Below are 14,774 nucleotides of genomic sequence, written 5' to 3' on the forward strand. Positions count from 1 at the left end.
AGGATGCGCTCATGGCATGGCGTAGTCACGAAAATCGCCAAGCAAGGCAAGGGCGCCGTGGTCAAGAATCGACTCGGCCCGGAAGAGCTTCTGGTGCCCTTCACAGTGAGTACGCTCGTCGAGGTCGACCTGGACGCAAGGATCTACGGAACGGATGTGGACGACACGCCCTGGGCGGAGGGCGACGAACGAAAGGAGGTGCTGGTCGGTACCGAAGTAGAACTGCTGACCGATACGGATACCTTTCCTACCCATGCGTCCCAGGTGCTCAGCGCCAATTTCCGTTTCGCCCTCGACATCGTCAAGGGAGGGCTCAGCGGCCCGGTCAGGAAAGGGGCGGTCCTGGTCATCTACCACGACTTCCAGCAGGAGATCCGGAGAGGCGACTCCGGCAGCGCCTTCGCGGAGGCGGTCGTCGCCTATGCTCGGAACAAGCTCTACAAGCCGGCCTTCGCGATCAAGGCCGATACCAACTACGCCCAGTTGGTTCGGGATCTAGGCAAGGTTGCCGCGGAGAGCGGCGAACAGTACTTCATCGATACGATCCTCATCGCCACCCACGGCACGGCTGGCCAACTCTGGCTGGGCAACCCCCACGGCGATAGCACCGCGGACGTCATGGCCCGGCGTGTCCAGGGCAAGCAGTTCGTCGAGCCCCAGGCCTTTGGTGCGACCCTTCTCGAACTGTTCGGCAAGGAACTGGCCATCGCCCTCTACGGGTGCGACTTCGCCGGGGACGAGGACGGAGAAGCGGCGGCCCTCGAGCTGCGCATCGCCGCCAACGCGAGAGCGGTCTACGCCGGCAAGGGCACGGTGTATCTCAATGCCAGCAAAGAGGGTCGTTCCACGGTGACCTGCAGCAAGGCGATGGTGGTCTACCGGACCGACAAGATCGAGGTACTGGGTGGAAACCAGGTACCGGTATTCGATATCTGAGGCCCCGCCCCGCACTGTCATTGCCGATTGCCCAGGATCTTCGGCCCCAGACGCTCCGCCTCGCCCCTGGCCTTTTCCCTGGGGAGAGCCTTAAGATCGGGAGTCCGCACTGGGGCGGACCTTCTCTTCCTGCGGGTGGTTTCTCCGGATGCTTCCAGACAGCATGGTGGGTAGCAGCGCGCGGCGCCTTCGTTTGCGGCGGACGCGCGGGCGTGTCGGGCTCGGCCTGGTGGCCGGGCTGTCGGTACTGGCAGGCATGACCGACGCCATCGGTTTCCTCGCCACCGGCGACTTCGTTTCCTTCATGAGCGGCAACACCACGCGCCTGGCGGTATCGCTGGGCGAGGGCGACTTCGGCGGACTGGTGCGGCTGAGCGTCGCCCTGGCCAGTTTCGTCGTCGGCAACGCGCTGGGAGTGATACTGGCGCGCTTCAGCGGGCGCCGGGCGGCGCCGATCCTGGTCTGCTGCGCGATGCTGCTGGCGTTGTCGGCGGTCTGGCCATTCGACTGGAACGTGCCGGCGCTGGTCGCCGCGATCCTCGCCATGGGCATGCTCAACGCCGTGGTCGAGCAGGTCAACGGCCTGCCCATCGGCCTGACCTACGTCACGGGCGCCCTCTCCCGCTTCGGCCGCGGCCTCGGCCGCTGGCTGCTGGGCGAGCGGCGCAACGGCTGGCGGGTGCAACTGGTGCCCTGGAGCGGCATGTGCGTCGGCGCGGTGCTCGGCGCCCTGCTGGAACAGCAACTGGGCCTCGCGGCGATGGCTGCGAGCGCAGCGCTGGCGGCTCTTCTCGCGTTGCTGGCACTGGTGATTCCGCGGCCATGGCAGATGGACTATATGGTGCGTTGAGCGGCCACTGCGGGGTTTGCCGCGTGCCACGACCCCCGAAACGGAGCGCAGCACTTCTTGACCTCGCCTGGACCCCCTCAATATGATGCGTGCACACGCACTTATATGGAGTGGCGAGCCGATGTACCGCAGCGCCCTGGATTTCCGCCACTTCATCGACCACCTGCGTCGCCAGGGCGACCTGGTGGACGTGCGGGCCGAGGTCGACGCCGACCTGGAGATCGGCGCCATCACCCGCCGGGTCTACGAACGCCGCGCACCCGCCCCGCTGTTCCACAACATCCGCGACAGCCTGCCCGGCGCGCGGGTACTGGGCGCGCCGGCCGGCCTGCGCGCCGACAGGGCCCGCGCCCATTCGCGCCTGGCGCTGCATTTCGGCCTGCCGGAACACAGCGGGCCACGGGACATCGTGGCCACGCTGCGCGCCGCGATGCGCGCGGAACCGATCGCGCCGCGCCGGCTGGAGCGCGGGCCGGTGCAGGAAAACGTCTGGCTCGGCGAGCAGGTGGACCTGACCCGCTTCCCGGTCCCCTTGCTCCATGAGCAGGACGGCGGCCGCTATTTCGGCACCTACGGTTTCCACGTGGTACAGACGCCGGACGGCAGTTGGGACAGCTGGTCGGTGGGCCGGCTGATGCTGGTGGACCGCAACACCCTGGCGGGCCCGACCATTCCCACCCAGCACATCGGCATCATCCGCGAGCAATGGCGCCGCCTGGGCAAGCCGACGCCCTGGGCGATGGCCCTCGGCGCACCGCCGGCGGCACTCGCGGCGGCCGGTATGCCGTTGCCGGAGGGGGTCAGCGAAGCCGGCTACGTGGGCGCCCTGGTCGGCGAGCCGGTGGAGGTGGTGCGCACGCAGACCAACGGCCTGTGGGTTCCGGCCAATGCCGAGATCGTCCTGGAGGGCGAGATCAGCCTCGACGAAACCGCGCTGGAAGGCCCGATGGGCGAATACCACGGCTATTCCTTCCCCACCGGCAAGCCGCAGCCGCTGTTCCACGTCCATGCGCTGAGCTTCCGCGACCAGCCGATCCTGCCGATCTGCGTCGCCGGCACGCCACCGGAGGAAAACCACACCATCTGGGGCACCATGATTTCCGCGCAACTGCTGGACGTGGCGCAGAACGCCGGACTGCCGGTGGACATGGTCTGGTGCTCCTACGAGGCGGCGACCTGCTGGGCCGTGCTGTCGATCGACGTGCAACGCCTGGCGGCCCTGGGCACCGACGCCGCGGCCTTCGCCGCACGGGTCGCCGAGACCGTCTTCGGCTCGCATGCCGGACACCTGGTGCCGAAGCTGATCCTGGTCGGCAACGACATCGACGTCACCGAGATCGACCAGGTGGTATGGGCGCTGGCGACCCGCGCGCATCCGCTGCACGACCATTTCGCCTTCCCGAAGATCCGTGACTTCCCGATGGTTCCCTACCTCGATGCCGAGGACAAGGCACGAGGCAGCGGCGGTCGGCTGGTGATCAACTGCCTGTACCCGGAACAGTTCGCCGGGCAAATGCGTGCCGCTACGGCGTCGTTCCGCCACGCCTATCCGACGGCGCTGCGCAGGCGAGTCGAAGAACGCTGGAGCGACTACGGATTCGGCGACGCCTGAGCACTACAATCCCCGCCCTGGCGAAAGAGGATCGAGGAAGGTGACCGGGCCAATGACCGAGACGAACGCACTGGGGCTGCCCCAAGGCCCGCTGTACCTGATGACGGAGATCGTCCGCCAGCGCGAACGGCAACTCACCGCCCTGCTTGCCCCTCTCGAACTGGGGCTGCATGAATGGCGTGCGTTGCGGATCATCCACGCCTTCGACGGTGACGTGCCGATGAGCGTGCTCATCGAGCACTCACAGACCGACCGCACTGCGCTGGGCCGGACCATCGAACGGCTGGTGCGGCGCGGCTGGGTCAGCCGCCTGCCGGATCCGGACGACGGGCGCGCCGTGCTGGTGCGCCGCAGCCCCGCGGCACAGGCGGTGTTCGAGCAGGCCCTGGCACAGGTCGCAGGGCTCGACGAAAGGCTGCTGGCGGGTCTCGGCGCCGGCCCGGAAGAAGAGGCGCTGACCCTCGTCCTGGGCAAGTTGCTGCGGGCCTTCGACGGGCTTTCCCGCGTGACGCAATAGCCTTTCGAGGGCATCTCCGGGTTTGCGAAGCAACTCTCATCCCGGTCATGGACTGTCCATCCGGCCCCCTATTTGCTGGCCGATTGATAGCATGGGCGGCCTTCGCAAGCCCATTCGACCCGCAATGCCACGACACCCGCACACCACCCTGCTCCTCTGCCTTTGCCTGATCCTGCCCGGTTGCGAGAGCGGCCGCAGCTACAGCCTTTCCGACGGCGCGCCGGCCACGGGCATCCGCATCCAGCGCGACGACCGCTCGCCGTTGCAGCGCCTGCGGGACTGCGAACGCCAGGGTTGCAGCGAGCGGCAGAAGATCGACCCGTTCACCCCCGATCCTGACTACCTGCGCGCGGAAGGCCACTTCCCGCTGCCCTGGTAAGCTTCCCTCTTCGCCCGTTCCCGACGGGCTTTTTTCCGTTCCCGACAGATACCCTCAGCTGCCCTCAGCGCTTTCCTACGCACCAAGAAGGAAAGCCTCTCGCCTCTCTCGGAACGAGCCGATTTCTCGGCAGTCGCCGTTCGCATTCCATTGGTCACCCAACGGCAACGAGGATCGGCCATGACTGGATTGCCCTCGCATGGCAACGGACGCGCCTCCGGCGCCTGCCCATGTCCGGCCCTACCCGCCCCACTCCGAGGACTGAAGATGAACGACTACATCGCCCGGCTGCGCGAGAAATACGACGACCATTTCGGCTGTGCGCCGAGCATCGTCCTGGACTGCCGTGACTTCTGGAGGCACTGCGTGACGGCACCGGAAATGGCGGTGTTCGGCTACCGCCTGGAAAGCAGCCGGCGCCCGCACCACGTGGTGATCACCGCGGGGATGAGCCAGGCACGGATGCACTTCGCGCCCTATATGGGCAGCGCGCGCTGGTCCAGCGAGCTGATCTGCTACCTTGACGTCCTCGGCGGTGAGGACCTGCGCCACCTGCAGTGGCTCGCCGGCCTGCCGTTCCACGAACGCCTGGCCCTCGGCCACGGACACAGCGTGGCATTCGGTTTCCCGCTCTACGAGCACAGCCTGCTGCGTCACTTCCTTCTCCTGCCGACCCCGCTGGGCGAAGATGCCGCCCTGTTCGACGGTTTCGACCTGTCCGCCCATCCGGTCGACCTGCTCTGGGTCGTGCCGCTGACCGAGCAGGAATACCAGGTGAAAGTGAACAAGCACCTGGAAGGCATCGCCGAAGTGCTGAACGACGCCGGACATCCGCTCAGCCTCGACCGGCATCGCCACTGCTACGTCACCGGCCAACGTCCGGAAGGGTTCGAGCGGATACTGCATTAGGTCGCCGGGCAACCGGAGCAAGAGGCCCGTCGCCAGGCCCTACCTTCGTCGGGGAAGCCGGCGATGACGTTTTTCAATCGGTTCGATGCCGTTTTCCCCGCTTGCCGATCCGCTCGCCGTCTACGATTCTTGCTGGACGTGAGAACGGCTCCGGAGGGGCGCGCATGAAAACCGTGGCACAACTGTTGAACGCCAAGCAGAACCAGCAGGTGTACACCATCGGAGCGGACGAGATGGTGCTCGACGCCCTGCGCCTGATGGCGGAAAAGAACATCGGCGCGCTGCTGGTGGTGAACCATGGCGAGGTGGTCGGGGTGGTCAGCGAGCGCGACTACGCGCGCAAGATGGTCCTCAAGGGCCGTTCGTCCATCGGTACGCCGATCAGCGCGATCATGAGCGCGCCGGTGGTCAGCGTGGACTCGAAGCAGAGCGTCGACACCTGCATGAACCTGATGACCGATCGCCACCTGCGCCACCTGCCGGTCGTGGAAGACGGCCAGTTGCTCGGCCTGCTGTCCATCGGCGACCTGGTCAAGGCGGCGATCGCCGAGCAGGCCGAGCTGATCCAGCAACTGGAACAGTACATCCGCGGCGACTGAAGCGTACATGCCGGACCTGCCCTTTTCCCGCCGGCTCACGCGATAATCCGCGGCTGTTCCCGTTGCGAGCTGCCGCCATGCCCTCTCCGCCGAAGATCCGCCGCTACATTCCCGCCGACCGCGATGCCACCCTCGCCATCTGGCTGGAGGCCTCGCGCGTCGGCCACGGTTTCCTCGGCGAAGCCGAGTTGCAGAAGCAGAAGGCACTGGTTCGCGATCATTATCTGGATGCCTCGGAAACCTGGCTGGCGCTGGACGGCGATACGCCGCTGGGCTTCATCGGCCTGCTCGATGCCTTCATCGGCGGCCTGTTCGTCGCCCCGACGGCCCACGGGCGCGGGATCGGCCGGCAACTGGTGGAGCACGCGGCAACCCTGAAGGGCGCGCTGGAGGTCGAGGTCTACGCCGCCAACCGCGAGGCGCTGGGGTTCTACGCACGCTGCGGCTTCGTCGAGAGCGGCCGACGTCCGCGCGACGACGAGAGGCGCGCGCTGGAGATCGTCCAGTTGCGCCGCGAACACTAGTCGCCCTTGCGGAAAACGCTCGGCGAGACGCCGCTCAGGCGCTTGAAGAAACGGGTGAAGTAGGCCGGCTCGCTGAAGCCGAGGCGGTCGGCGATCTCGTTCACCGTCATCGCGGTGTAGACCAGGTCGCGCTTGGCCTCCAGCAGCAGGCGCTGGTGCACGATGCCCAGCGCGGTCTGCCCGCTGAGGCGGCGCGCCACGCTGTTCAGGTGTGCCGGGGAGATGCCCAGGCGACGCGCGTACTCGTCGATTCCCAGGTGCTCGCGGAAATGCCGCTCGACCAGTTGCGAAAAGGCCGATAGATATTCCTGACCGCGACCCGGCCGTGCCTCCGCCCGCCGGACCATCACCTGCCGCCCCAGCCACACCGCCAGCACGCCGATCAGCGACTGCAACAACAGCTCGCGCGCCGGCGCAGTGCCGGCGTACTCGCCGTCTATGGCGTCGAACAGCGTGTCGATATAGCGCCGGTCCGCGCCCACCGGGTACAGCCCCGGCGCTTCCAGCGCTTGGCGCTGCGCGCCGAGGTGCGCCTGCAAGCGGGCCAGCAACGGTGCGGCGAGCGTCAGTACGTAGCCGTCGATGCGCTCGGAGAACTGGAAGCCATGGATGCACAACGGCGGTACGAACTGGATGGAAGGCTGCTCGACGCGAGTCGGCTCGCCCTCGACCTGGAGCTGCGCCCAGCCCTTGCGCACGTAGAGCAACTGAGCGAGATCAGCGTGCCGGTGCGGCTTGATCTCCCAGTCGTGCAGGCGACTGCGGGCGGGGATCGACTCGCAGTGCAGCAGGTCCGGGGTCGGCCATTCGAGGGGCGCGCCGTAGAGCTTGAACACCGGGACGTCGCGGGTGGAATCCGTCATCGAGCCCTCCGAGCGAAATAGCCGATTGCCGAACAGAGTTTATAAAAGTCCAGAAATAGATCGGCAATTTGCCTTCTATAGCACCCCACGACAAACAAAAATACAGCCACCTCCAGACAAGATCAGCGCCGGCACATGCGCCGCCGGCCAGCCATAACAGCGAGAGGGCTATCCGCAATGAAGACTCAAGTCGCCATCATCGGCGCCGGTCCGTCCGGCCTCCTGCTCGGCCAGTTGCTGCACAAGGCCGGCATCGACAACGTGATCCTCGAACGCCAGACCCCGGACTACGTGCTCGGCCGCATCCGCGCCGGCGTGCTGGAACAGGGTATGGTCGACCTGCTGCGCGAGGCCGGCGTCGACCGGCGCATGGCGCGCGACGGGCTGGTCCACGAAGGCGTGGAGATCGCCTTCGCCGGGCAGCGCCGGCGCATCGACCTCAAGCGCCTGAGCGGCGGCAAGACGGTGACGGTCTACGGCCAGACCGAGGTCACCCGCGACCTCATGGAAGCCCGCGAAGCCTGCGGCGCCACTACCGTCTACCAGGCCGCCGAGGTGCGCCTGCACGACCTGCAAGGTGAGCGCCCCTACGTGACCTTCGAACGCGACGGCGAACGGCTGCGCCTGGATTGCGACTACATCGCCGGCTGCGATGGCTTCCACGGCATCTCGCGGCAATCGATCCCGGCGGAACGGCTGAAGGTCTTCGAGCGGGTCTATCCGTTCGGCTGGCTCGGCCTGCTCGCCGACACCCCGCCGGTCAGCCACGAACTGATCTACGCCAACCATCCGCGCGGCTTCGCCCTGTGCAGCCAGCGTTCGGCGACCCGCAGCCGCTACTACGTACAGGTGCCATTGACAGAGAAGGTCGAGGACTGGTCCGACGAGCGCTTCTGGACGGAACTGAAAGCGCGCCTCCCGGCCGAGGTGGCGGAGAAACTGGTGACCGGTCCTTCGCTGGAGAAGAGCATCGCGCCGCTGCGCAGCTTCGTGGTCGAGCCGATGCAGCATGGCCGGCTGTTCCTCGCCGGCGACGCCGCGCACATCGTGCCGCCCACCGGCGCCAAGGGACTGAACCTGGCGGCCAGCGACGTCAGCACGCTCTACCGGCTGCTGCTGAAGGCCTACCGCGAAGGGCGCGGCGAACTGCTGGAGCGCTACTCGGCGATCTGCCTGCGGCGGATCTGGAAGGCCGAACGCTTCTCCTGGTGGATGACTTCGGTGCTGCATCGCTTCCCCGACACCGACGCGTTCAGCCAGCGCATCCAGCAGACCGAACTGGAGTACTACCTGGGCTCCGAGGCGGGCCTGGCGACCATCGCCGAGAACTATGTCGGCCTGCCCTACGAGGAAATCGAGTAGGCCGCGCCACCCCGGCGCAACGCCGGGGCACCGTTCCCAAGGCGGGACGCAACGTTGGCGCAGGCGAATATCGACGAAAGACGACCCTCGGATCGATATTCCCCGGCACCTGTCCTACCCCAGGCGCAGTATGATGCCCGCTGCCTTCGCGTTCCGTCCGCCCCAGGTGCCGTCTTGTCCGATCTCGCCCAGAACCCGCCCGCCGTCCGTACCGTCCTCGCCGGCCTGATGCTGTCGATCTTCCTCAGCGCCCTCGACCAGACCATCGTCGCCGTCTCCCTGCCGGCGATCTCGGCCGACTTCGCCGACCTCGACCTGCTGGCCTGGGTGATCTCCGCCTACATGGTGGCGATGACCGTATCGATGCCGATCTACGGCAAGCTCGGCGACCTCTACGGCCGCCGCCGTCTGATGCTCTTCGCCATCGTCGTGTTCACCGCCGCCTCGCTGCTTTGCGGGCTCGCGCAGAGCATGGGCCAACTGGTGCTGGCGCGAGTGCTGCAAGGGGTCGGCGCGGGCGGGCTGATGGCGGTGAGCCAGGCGATCATCGGCGACATCGTCCCGCCGCGCGAGCGCGGCCGCTACCAGGGTTACTTCAGCAGCATGTACGCCATCGCCAGCGTCGCCGGCCCGGTGCTCGGCGGCCTGCTCACCGAGTACCTGTCGTGGCGCTGGGTGTTCTGGATCAACCTGCCGATCGGCCTTCTCGCACTGGCCATCTCGCGGCGGACCCTGGTCGGCCTGCCGGTGCCGCGCCGGCAACCGGTGATCGACTACCTGGGCATCGTGCTGATGGTGGTGGGTCTCACCGCGCTGCTCCTGGCCATCACCCAGATCGGCCAGGGCGCAGCCTGGAGCGACCCGGCGCTGGTCGGCCTGTTCGCCCTGGCGGCGCTCGCCCTGCTGCTGTTCGTCGCCCAGGAGCGGCGCTTCCGCGAACCGCTGGTGCCGATGCAACTGTTCGCCGTCCGCGCCGCCACCCTCAGTTGGCTGGTTGCGTTCTTCGCCAGCTTCCAGGCCATCTCGCTGACCGTGCTGGTGCCGCTGCGCTACCAGAGCGTTACCGGCGCCGGCGCCGACAGCGCCGCGCTGCACCTGCTGCCGCTGGTCATGGGCCTGCCGCTGGGCGCGTACTGCTGCGGGCGGCTGACCGCCAGCCTGGGACGCTACAAGCCGCTGATCCTGCTCGGCGCCGTCCTGCTGCCCTGCGGCATCGCCGGCCTGGCCCTGGTCCCGGTCGGCGACCACTGGCTGTCCGGGCTGTGCATGCTGCTCACCGGGATCGCCATCGGTACCCAGTTCCCGACCAGCCTGGTGGCCGCGCAGAACGCCGTAGAGCAACGCCACATCGGCGTCGCCACCAGCAACGCGACGCTGTTCCGCTCCCTCGGCGGGGCGGTCGGGGTGGCGCTGATGTCGGCGATCCTGCTGGCCCTGCTCAAGCACCTGCGGATCGGCGGCGGGCTCGATCAGGGCTTTTCCGAGAGCGCCCTGCTGAGCAGCCTGGACGCCGCCAGCGGGCCGGCCCGGGTGATCCTCCAGCATGTCCTCGCGGATGCCTTCAAGGTGCTCTTCCTGATCAACGCGGCGGTGGCGCTGCTCGGCCTGGCGGTGGCCTCGGCACTGCCCGACATGACCCTGCGCGGCCGCGGCGCGACGCAACCGGCGGCAGGCGAGTGAGCGGACGCCGATAATCGAACGCTTTCGTCCCGTTGGCGACGGCGTCCGGTTTACAAAAGTAACCGTTCGGTACATTTTCCCGGCATCGATGACATCATTGCTGTGGAGGCTGCGCCATGACGCGCACGGTACTGGTCCTGAACGGCCCCAACCTGAATCTGCTCGGCACCCGCGAGCCGCAGACCTACGGCCGGCGGACCCTGGGCGAAATCGCCGACGAATGCGCGGCCTTCGCCGAAACGCGCGGCTTCGCCGTGGACTTCCGCCAGACCAACCAGGAAGGCCAACTGCTCGACTGGATCCACCAGGCCCGCGGCCGAGTCGCCGGCATCGTCATCAACCCCGCCGCCTGGACCCACACCTCGGTGGCGCTGCGCGACGCCCTGGTCGCGGTGGAACTGCCGGTGGTCGAAGTGCACCTGTCCAACGTCCACCAGCGCGAAGCGTTCCGCCAGCATTCCTACGTCTCGCCGGTGGCGCTGGGGGTTATCTGCGGATTCGGCAGCCTCGGCTACCGCCTGGCCCTGGAACATTTCGCCGAGCGTTTCGAGGCTGCCGCATGAGCGCGCCGCGATCGGTTCTCGCCGGCCTGATCGGTGCCGGCATCCAGGCGTCGCGGACCCCGGCACTGCACGAGCGCGAAGGCGACGCCCAGGGCATCCGCTATCTGTACCGGCTGATCGATCTCGACCTGCTGGGCAAGTCGGCGGACGACCTGGAGTTCCTGCTCGCCGCCGCCAGCGACCTCGGCTTCACCGGGCTGAACATCACCTTCCCCTGCAAGCAGGCGATCATCCCCCTGCTCGACGAACTCTCCGCCGAGGCGCGCGGCATCGGCGCGGTGAACACCGTGGTGCTGCGCGATGGCCGGCGCATCGGCCACAACACCGACTGCCTGGGCTTCGCCGAGGGCTTTCGGCGCGGCCTGGCCGACGCGCCGCGCCAGCGCGTGGTGCAGATGGGCGCGGGCGGCGCCGGCGCGGCAGTGGCCCATGCGCTGCTCGCCGAGGGCGTCGAGCGGCTGGCCCTGTTCGACGTCGACCCGGCGCGGGCCCAGGCCCTCGCGGACAACCTCAACCAGCACTTCGGCGCGCCACGAGCGCTCGCCGGCAGCGACCTGGCCGGCGCCCTGGGCGACGCCCAGGGATTGGTCAACACCACCCCGGTGGGCATGGCCAAGCTGCCCGGCATGCCGGTGCCGGCGGAACTGTTGCGCGCCGACCTGTGGGTCGCCGAGGTGATCTACTTTCCGCTGGAAACCGAGCTGCTGCGCCAGGCCCGCGCCCTCGGCTGCCGCACACTGGACGGCGGCACCATGGCGGTGTTCCAGGCGGTGAAGGCATTCGAACTGTTCAGCGGAGTAGAGGCTGACGCCGCGCGCATGCAGGCGCACTTCGCCAGCCTGGACGACTGAATGGCACCTCTCTCCCACCAAGGGGAGAGGGGACGGCAGTCAGGCACGGATGTAGCGCAATACCGCCTCGCCGATCATCCGCCGATGCCGCTGGCGAACCTCGGCGTCGTGCAGGTCGGTGCGGAAGATCCGCGACACGGTGTAGCGATTGGACACCCGGTAGAAGCAGAACGAACTGATCAGCATGTGCACGTCGAGCGCCTCCAACCCGGCGCGGAACACCCCTTCCGCTTCGCCGCGGCGGAGAATCTCGGCGATGCTCTGGACGATCGAGCTGTTGACGCTCTGCACCAGCTCGCTGCTGGCGATGTGCTCGCCCTTGTGGATGTTCTCGATGCTGATGATGCGCACGAAATCCACGTGCCGGTCGTGGTAGTCGAAGCTGAACTCCACCAGCTTCTCCATCGCCTTGGCCGGCGGCAGCGCGCCCAGCCGCAGGGTGCCCTCGATACCGCGGATGTCGCTGTAGAGCTTCTCCAGCACGGCCTGGTAGAGCTGCTCCTTGCTGCCGAAGTAGTAATAGATCATCCGCTTCGAGGTATGCGTGCGCTCGGCGATGGCGTCGACCCGCGCACCCGAGAGGCCCTGGGCGACGAACTCGTCGATGGCGGCGCGGAGGATGTCCTGGCGGGTCTTCTCGGGATTGTTCTTGCGTCCCTTGCCGCGCGGAGCGGATTCCTCCACGAGGGCGGGATCAGGCTTGGACATCGGTGACTCACTCGTGGCCGGCGGGAATTGCGGCCGATTATGCGGGGCCCGCCCGGCTGTAGGAAGAGCACCTGCCGGAGCCCCGACGATTCTCACAGCTTGACCCGGCGCACACCCCGCCGCGCTTGCGCCATCGCCGCCAGGCGCACCGGCACGTTGGCCGCGCCGTAGCCGGCGTAGCCGTGGCGGCGCTGGAGGATCTCGAAGAAGAAGCGCTCCTCGAACGGCTCGGTGAACACATGGAACAGCTCGCCGCCCTGGGCGTCGCGGTCGTAGAGGACGTTGTAGTAGGCCAGTTCGCTGAGGAACTCGTCGTCGAAGTCGAAGCGCGCGGCGAGGTCGTCGTAATAGTTCAGCGGGATTTCCAGCAGTGCGACCCCGGCCTCCTTGGCCTGGGCCACGGCGGCGAAGATGCCGGCGCAATCGAAGGCGATGTGGTGCACGCCGGAACCGCGATAGCTGGACAGCGAACGGGCGATGGCGGTGTTGCGGTCCTCGGAAATGTTCAGCGGCAGGCGCACGCTGCCGCAGGGGCTACGCACGGCGCGACTGGTGACCAGGCCATAGGGATCGGGCAGCACCACCTCGTCATCGGCACCGAAGTCGAACAGGCTCTTGTAGAACAGCACCCAGCTGTCCAGGCCTTCGGCGGGCAGCGCCAGGGCCACGTGGTCGACGCGTCGCAGGCCGAGGCCGGAGGTGTCGGCGTCGTTCGTCACGAAGTCGCTGTCGTAGATGCTGCGGCCCTCAGTGTGCCGGTCGACCAGATACAGCAGGCTGCCGTCGAGGGCGCGCACCGCCGGGATTTCCCGCTCGTTGGGGCCGAGCAGTCCGCGGTACGGCTGGCCTCCGTACGCACGAGCGCGCTCCAGCGCCTGGTCGGCGTCACGCACGCGCAGCGCGGTGGCGCACAAGGACGGTCCGTGGGCCTCGAAGAAACCGTGGGCGAAGGAATAGGGTTCGGCGTTCAGTACCAGGTTGATGCCGCCCTGGCGCAGCAGGCTGACGTTCTTCGAACGGTGCTCGCCGGCCCTGGCGAAGCCCAGTCGCTGCAACCACTGGCCAAGGCGCGCGCCGAGCGTCTCGTCGACGGCGAACTCGAGGAACTCGATGCCGTCGCAGAGGCTCGCCGGCGGCGGCGCGAACAGCTCGTCCACCGCCACGTGCGGCGTCTGCCGTTGCAGGCGCTCGCGGGTCTTCTCCTCGAGGTAGAGCAGCGAGCGCAGGCCGTCGACGGCGTTGGCGCGGGTCGGCGCGGCGCGGAAGCCGTCGTTGAAGACCTCCAGCGACAGCGGACCGCGATAGCCGGACGCGACGACCGGCGCGAGGAAGCCTGCCAGGTCGAAGCCGCCCTGACCCGGGAAGCTGCGGAAGTGCCGGCTCCATTCCAGCACGTCCATTGCCAGCAAGGGCGCGTCGGCCACTTGCACGAAGAAGATCTTTTCCCCGGGAAGATCGGCGATGCCGCGCGGATCGCCGTCCAGCGAAAGGGTATGGAAGCTGTCGAGGATCAGCCCGAGGTTAGCCTGGTCGGCCCGCCGCACCAGGTCCCAGGCCTGCTCCCAGGTGTTCACCTGGCGCCCCCAGGCCAGCGCCTCGTAGCCGATGCGCAGGCCGCGGACGGCGGCGCGCTCGGCCAGCAGCCGGAGGTCATCGGCCAGCAGCGCCGGTTCGCCGAGGGCATCGGCAGCGACGTTGCTGCACACCAGCACCAGGTCGGTGCCGAGTTCCTGCATCAGGTCGAACTTGCGTTCGGCGCGCTCCAGGTTTCGCCCCAGGCGTTCCCGGCGGCAGCCCTCGAAGTCGCGGAACGGCTGGAACAGCAGGATCTCCAGGCCCAGGTCGGCACACAGCCGGCGTACGTCGCGCGGGCTGCCGTCGTAATGAAGCAGGTCGTTCTCGAAGATTTCCACCCCGTCGAAACCGGCGGCGGCGATGGCCTCGAGCTTTTCCGGCAGGGTGCCGCTCAGGGATACGGTGGCGATCGAACGCTGCATGCTTCGACTCCTCAATGCGCCCTACGGCGCCTGGCGCCGCGCGAGGGCCGGCGGCGGAACGGCGGAGGCGCGGATAGCCCGCGCGGGATGCGCCGGGAAGCCACTTCGGGTCGCTGAGACCGCTCGCCCGGCAAGCCGATTATTGGTTTGCGCCAACTGACGGGCAACGCAAAATGTACGAACCAGTTAGTATTCCGTTCGAATATCGAACGGAAGCACGATTATCGAATTGACGCTTTTTCGACCAATCGCGCACCATCGCAGCCACCCGTGCAGGCCGTCCCGATCTGCCGGAAGCGCTCCGCGCTTCTTCCCCGGGCACCTGCGCAACCCACGCGACATAACAATTTCAAGAATCGGGTACCCGCTCATGTCCATCGCCGACCTCTCCGTCCGCCCTCCATCCCGTCCGCTCGCCGCTCGC

15 protein-coding genes are annotated in these 14,774 nt (G+C 67.7%); 12 read left to right on the top strand and 3 right to left on the bottom strand.

The features are described from left to right. Positions 1 to 3 precede the first annotated feature (3 nt). The 8 genes from AC4OR5_RS00080 (at position 4) to AC4OR5_RS00115 (ending at position 6,326) form a co-directional block, all read left to right on the top strand. Positions 4 to 936, top strand: coding sequence for a hypothetical protein (locus AC4OR5_RS00080; protein WP_003084116.1), 933 nt, complete (start codon positions 4 to 6; stop codon positions 934 to 936). A gap of 163 nt (positions 937 to 1,099) precedes the next feature. Continuing rightward, a complete protein-coding gene (locus tag AC4OR5_RS00085; protein WP_003106170.1) occupies positions 1,100 to 1,786 on the top strand; it encodes a YoaK family protein in 687 nt (228 codons plus the stop codon). Positions 1,787 to 1,907: 121 nt separating this feature from the next. Beyond that, positions 1,908 to 3,398: a UbiD family decarboxylase HudA gene (gene hudA, locus AC4OR5_RS00090; protein WP_058160829.1), complete on the top strand. Its 1,491-nt coding sequence runs from the start codon at positions 1,908 to 1,910 to the stop codon at positions 3,396 to 3,398. 40 nt (positions 3,399 to 3,438) lie between these two features. Then, complete coding sequence (locus AC4OR5_RS00095; protein ID WP_003145040.1) at positions 3,439 to 3,915, top strand: MarR family winged helix-turn-helix transcriptional regulator; 477 nt, start codon at positions 3,439 to 3,441, stop codon at positions 3,913 to 3,915. Positions 3,916 to 4,006: 91 nt separating this feature from the next. Beyond that, complete coding sequence (locus tag AC4OR5_RS00100) at positions 4,007 to 4,294, top strand: hypothetical protein (protein WP_021263260.1); 288 nt, start codon at positions 4,007 to 4,009, stop codon at positions 4,292 to 4,294. A 267-nt stretch (positions 4,295 to 4,561) separates the two neighbouring features. Then, on the top strand, positions 4,562 to 5,203 hold the full coding sequence (locus AC4OR5_RS00105; RefSeq protein WP_003084105.1) for a suppressor of fused domain protein: 642 nt from the start codon (positions 4,562 to 4,564) through the stop codon (positions 5,201 to 5,203). 164 nt (positions 5,204 to 5,367) lie between these two features. Beyond that, entirely contained in the window at positions 5,368 to 5,802 is a 435-nt protein-coding gene (locus AC4OR5_RS00110; RefSeq protein WP_003112686.1) for a CBS domain-containing protein, read from the top strand. A 77-nt stretch (positions 5,803 to 5,879) separates the two neighbouring features. Beyond that, on the top strand, positions 5,880 to 6,326 hold the full coding sequence (locus AC4OR5_RS00115; RefSeq protein ID WP_058160827.1) for a GNAT family N-acetyltransferase: 447 nt from the start codon (positions 5,880 to 5,882) through the stop codon (positions 6,324 to 6,326). Here AC4OR5_RS00115 and AC4OR5_RS00120 read toward each other — a convergent pair. Further along, complete coding sequence (locus tag AC4OR5_RS00120) at positions 6,323 to 7,189, bottom strand: helix-turn-helix domain-containing protein (protein ID WP_058160826.1); 867 nt, start codon at positions 7,187 to 7,189, stop codon at positions 6,323 to 6,325. The two genes, AC4OR5_RS00115 and AC4OR5_RS00120, sit on opposite strands and share 4 nt — an antisense overlap. Positions 7,190 to 7,366: 177 nt before the next feature. Between AC4OR5_RS00120 and pobA the strand changes: the two genes are divergently transcribed. The 4 genes from pobA to AC4OR5_RS00140 all read left to right on the top strand — a co-directional run bounded on the left by pobA (position 7,367) and on the right by AC4OR5_RS00140 (position 11,645). Then, positions 7,367 to 8,551, top strand: coding sequence for a 4-hydroxybenzoate 3-monooxygenase (gene pobA, locus AC4OR5_RS00125; RefSeq protein ID WP_003084095.1), 1,185 nt, complete (start codon positions 7,367 to 7,369; stop codon positions 8,549 to 8,551). 174 nt (positions 8,552 to 8,725) lie between these two features. Next, positions 8,726 to 10,231, top strand: a complete 1,506-nt coding sequence (locus tag AC4OR5_RS00130) for an MDR family MFS transporter (protein ID WP_058160824.1) — start codon at positions 8,726 to 8,728, stop codon at positions 10,229 to 10,231. 116 nt (positions 10,232 to 10,347) lie between these two features. Beyond that, complete coding sequence (gene aroQ, locus AC4OR5_RS00135; RefSeq protein ID WP_023107577.1) at positions 10,348 to 10,794, top strand: type II 3-dehydroquinate dehydratase; 447 nt, start codon at positions 10,348 to 10,350, stop codon at positions 10,792 to 10,794. Continuing rightward, entirely contained in the window at positions 10,791 to 11,645 is an 855-nt protein-coding gene (locus tag AC4OR5_RS00140) for a shikimate dehydrogenase (protein ID WP_023107576.1), read from the top strand. The genes aroQ and AC4OR5_RS00140 overlap by 4 nt, the downstream gene beginning before the upstream one ends. A 39-nt stretch (positions 11,646 to 11,684) precedes the next feature. On the opposite strand, the gene AC4OR5_RS00145 is transcribed toward AC4OR5_RS00140, so the two are convergent. Beyond that, on the bottom strand, positions 11,685 to 12,353 hold the full coding sequence (locus tag AC4OR5_RS00145) for a TetR/AcrR family transcriptional regulator (RefSeq protein ID WP_003133062.1): 669 nt from the start codon (positions 12,351 to 12,353) through the stop codon (positions 11,685 to 11,687). A gap of 92 nt (positions 12,354 to 12,445) precedes the next feature. Continuing rightward, the gene (quiC, locus tag AC4OR5_RS00150) at positions 12,446 to 14,350 is read right to left on the bottom strand and encodes a 3-dehydroshikimate dehydratase QuiC (protein WP_058160823.1); all 1,905 of its coding nucleotides are present in this window, start codon (positions 14,348 to 14,350) and stop codon (positions 12,446 to 12,448) included. Positions 14,351 to 14,774 lie beyond the last annotated feature (424 nt).

It is taken from the genome of Pseudomonas sp. YA1 (assembly GCF_058680555.1).

Coding starts and splice junctions, on each gene's coding strand:
- AC4OR5_RS00080 (WP_003084116.1), top strand. CDS start 4: ATGCGCTCATGGCATGGCGTAGTCACGAAAATCGCCAAGCAAGGCAAG.
- AC4OR5_RS00085 (WP_003106170.1), top strand. CDS start 1,100: ATGGTGGGTAGCAGCGCGCGGCGCCTTCGTTTGCGGCGGACGCGCGGG.
- hudA (WP_058160829.1), top strand. CDS start 1,908: ATGTACCGCAGCGCCCTGGATTTCCGCCACTTCATCGACCACCTGCGT.
- AC4OR5_RS00100 (WP_021263260.1), top strand. CDS start 4,007: ATGGGCGGCCTTCGCAAGCCCATTCGACCCGCAATGCCACGACACCCG.
- AC4OR5_RS00105 (WP_003084105.1), top strand. CDS start 4,562: ATGAACGACTACATCGCCCGGCTGCGCGAGAAATACGACGACCATTTC.
- AC4OR5_RS00110 (WP_003112686.1), top strand. CDS start 5,368: ATGAAAACCGTGGCACAACTGTTGAACGCCAAGCAGAACCAGCAGGTG.
- AC4OR5_RS00115 (WP_058160827.1), top strand. CDS start 5,880: ATGCCCTCTCCGCCGAAGATCCGCCGCTACATTCCCGCCGACCGCGAT.
- AC4OR5_RS00120 (WP_058160826.1), bottom strand. CDS start 7,189: ATGACGGATTCCACCCGCGACGTCCCGGTGTTCAAGCTCTACGGCGCG.
- pobA (WP_003084095.1), top strand. CDS start 7,367: ATGAAGACTCAAGTCGCCATCATCGGCGCCGGTCCGTCCGGCCTCCTG.
- aroQ (WP_023107577.1), top strand. CDS start 10,348: ATGACGCGCACGGTACTGGTCCTGAACGGCCCCAACCTGAATCTGCTC.
- AC4OR5_RS00140 (WP_023107576.1), top strand. CDS start 10,791: ATGAGCGCGCCGCGATCGGTTCTCGCCGGCCTGATCGGTGCCGGCATC.
- AC4OR5_RS00145 (WP_003133062.1), bottom strand. CDS start 12,353: ATGTCCAAGCCTGATCCCGCCCTCGTGGAGGAATCCGCTCCGCGCGGC.
- quiC (WP_058160823.1), bottom strand. CDS start 14,350: ATGCAGCGTTCGATCGCCACCGTATCCCTGAGCGGCACCCTGCCGGAA.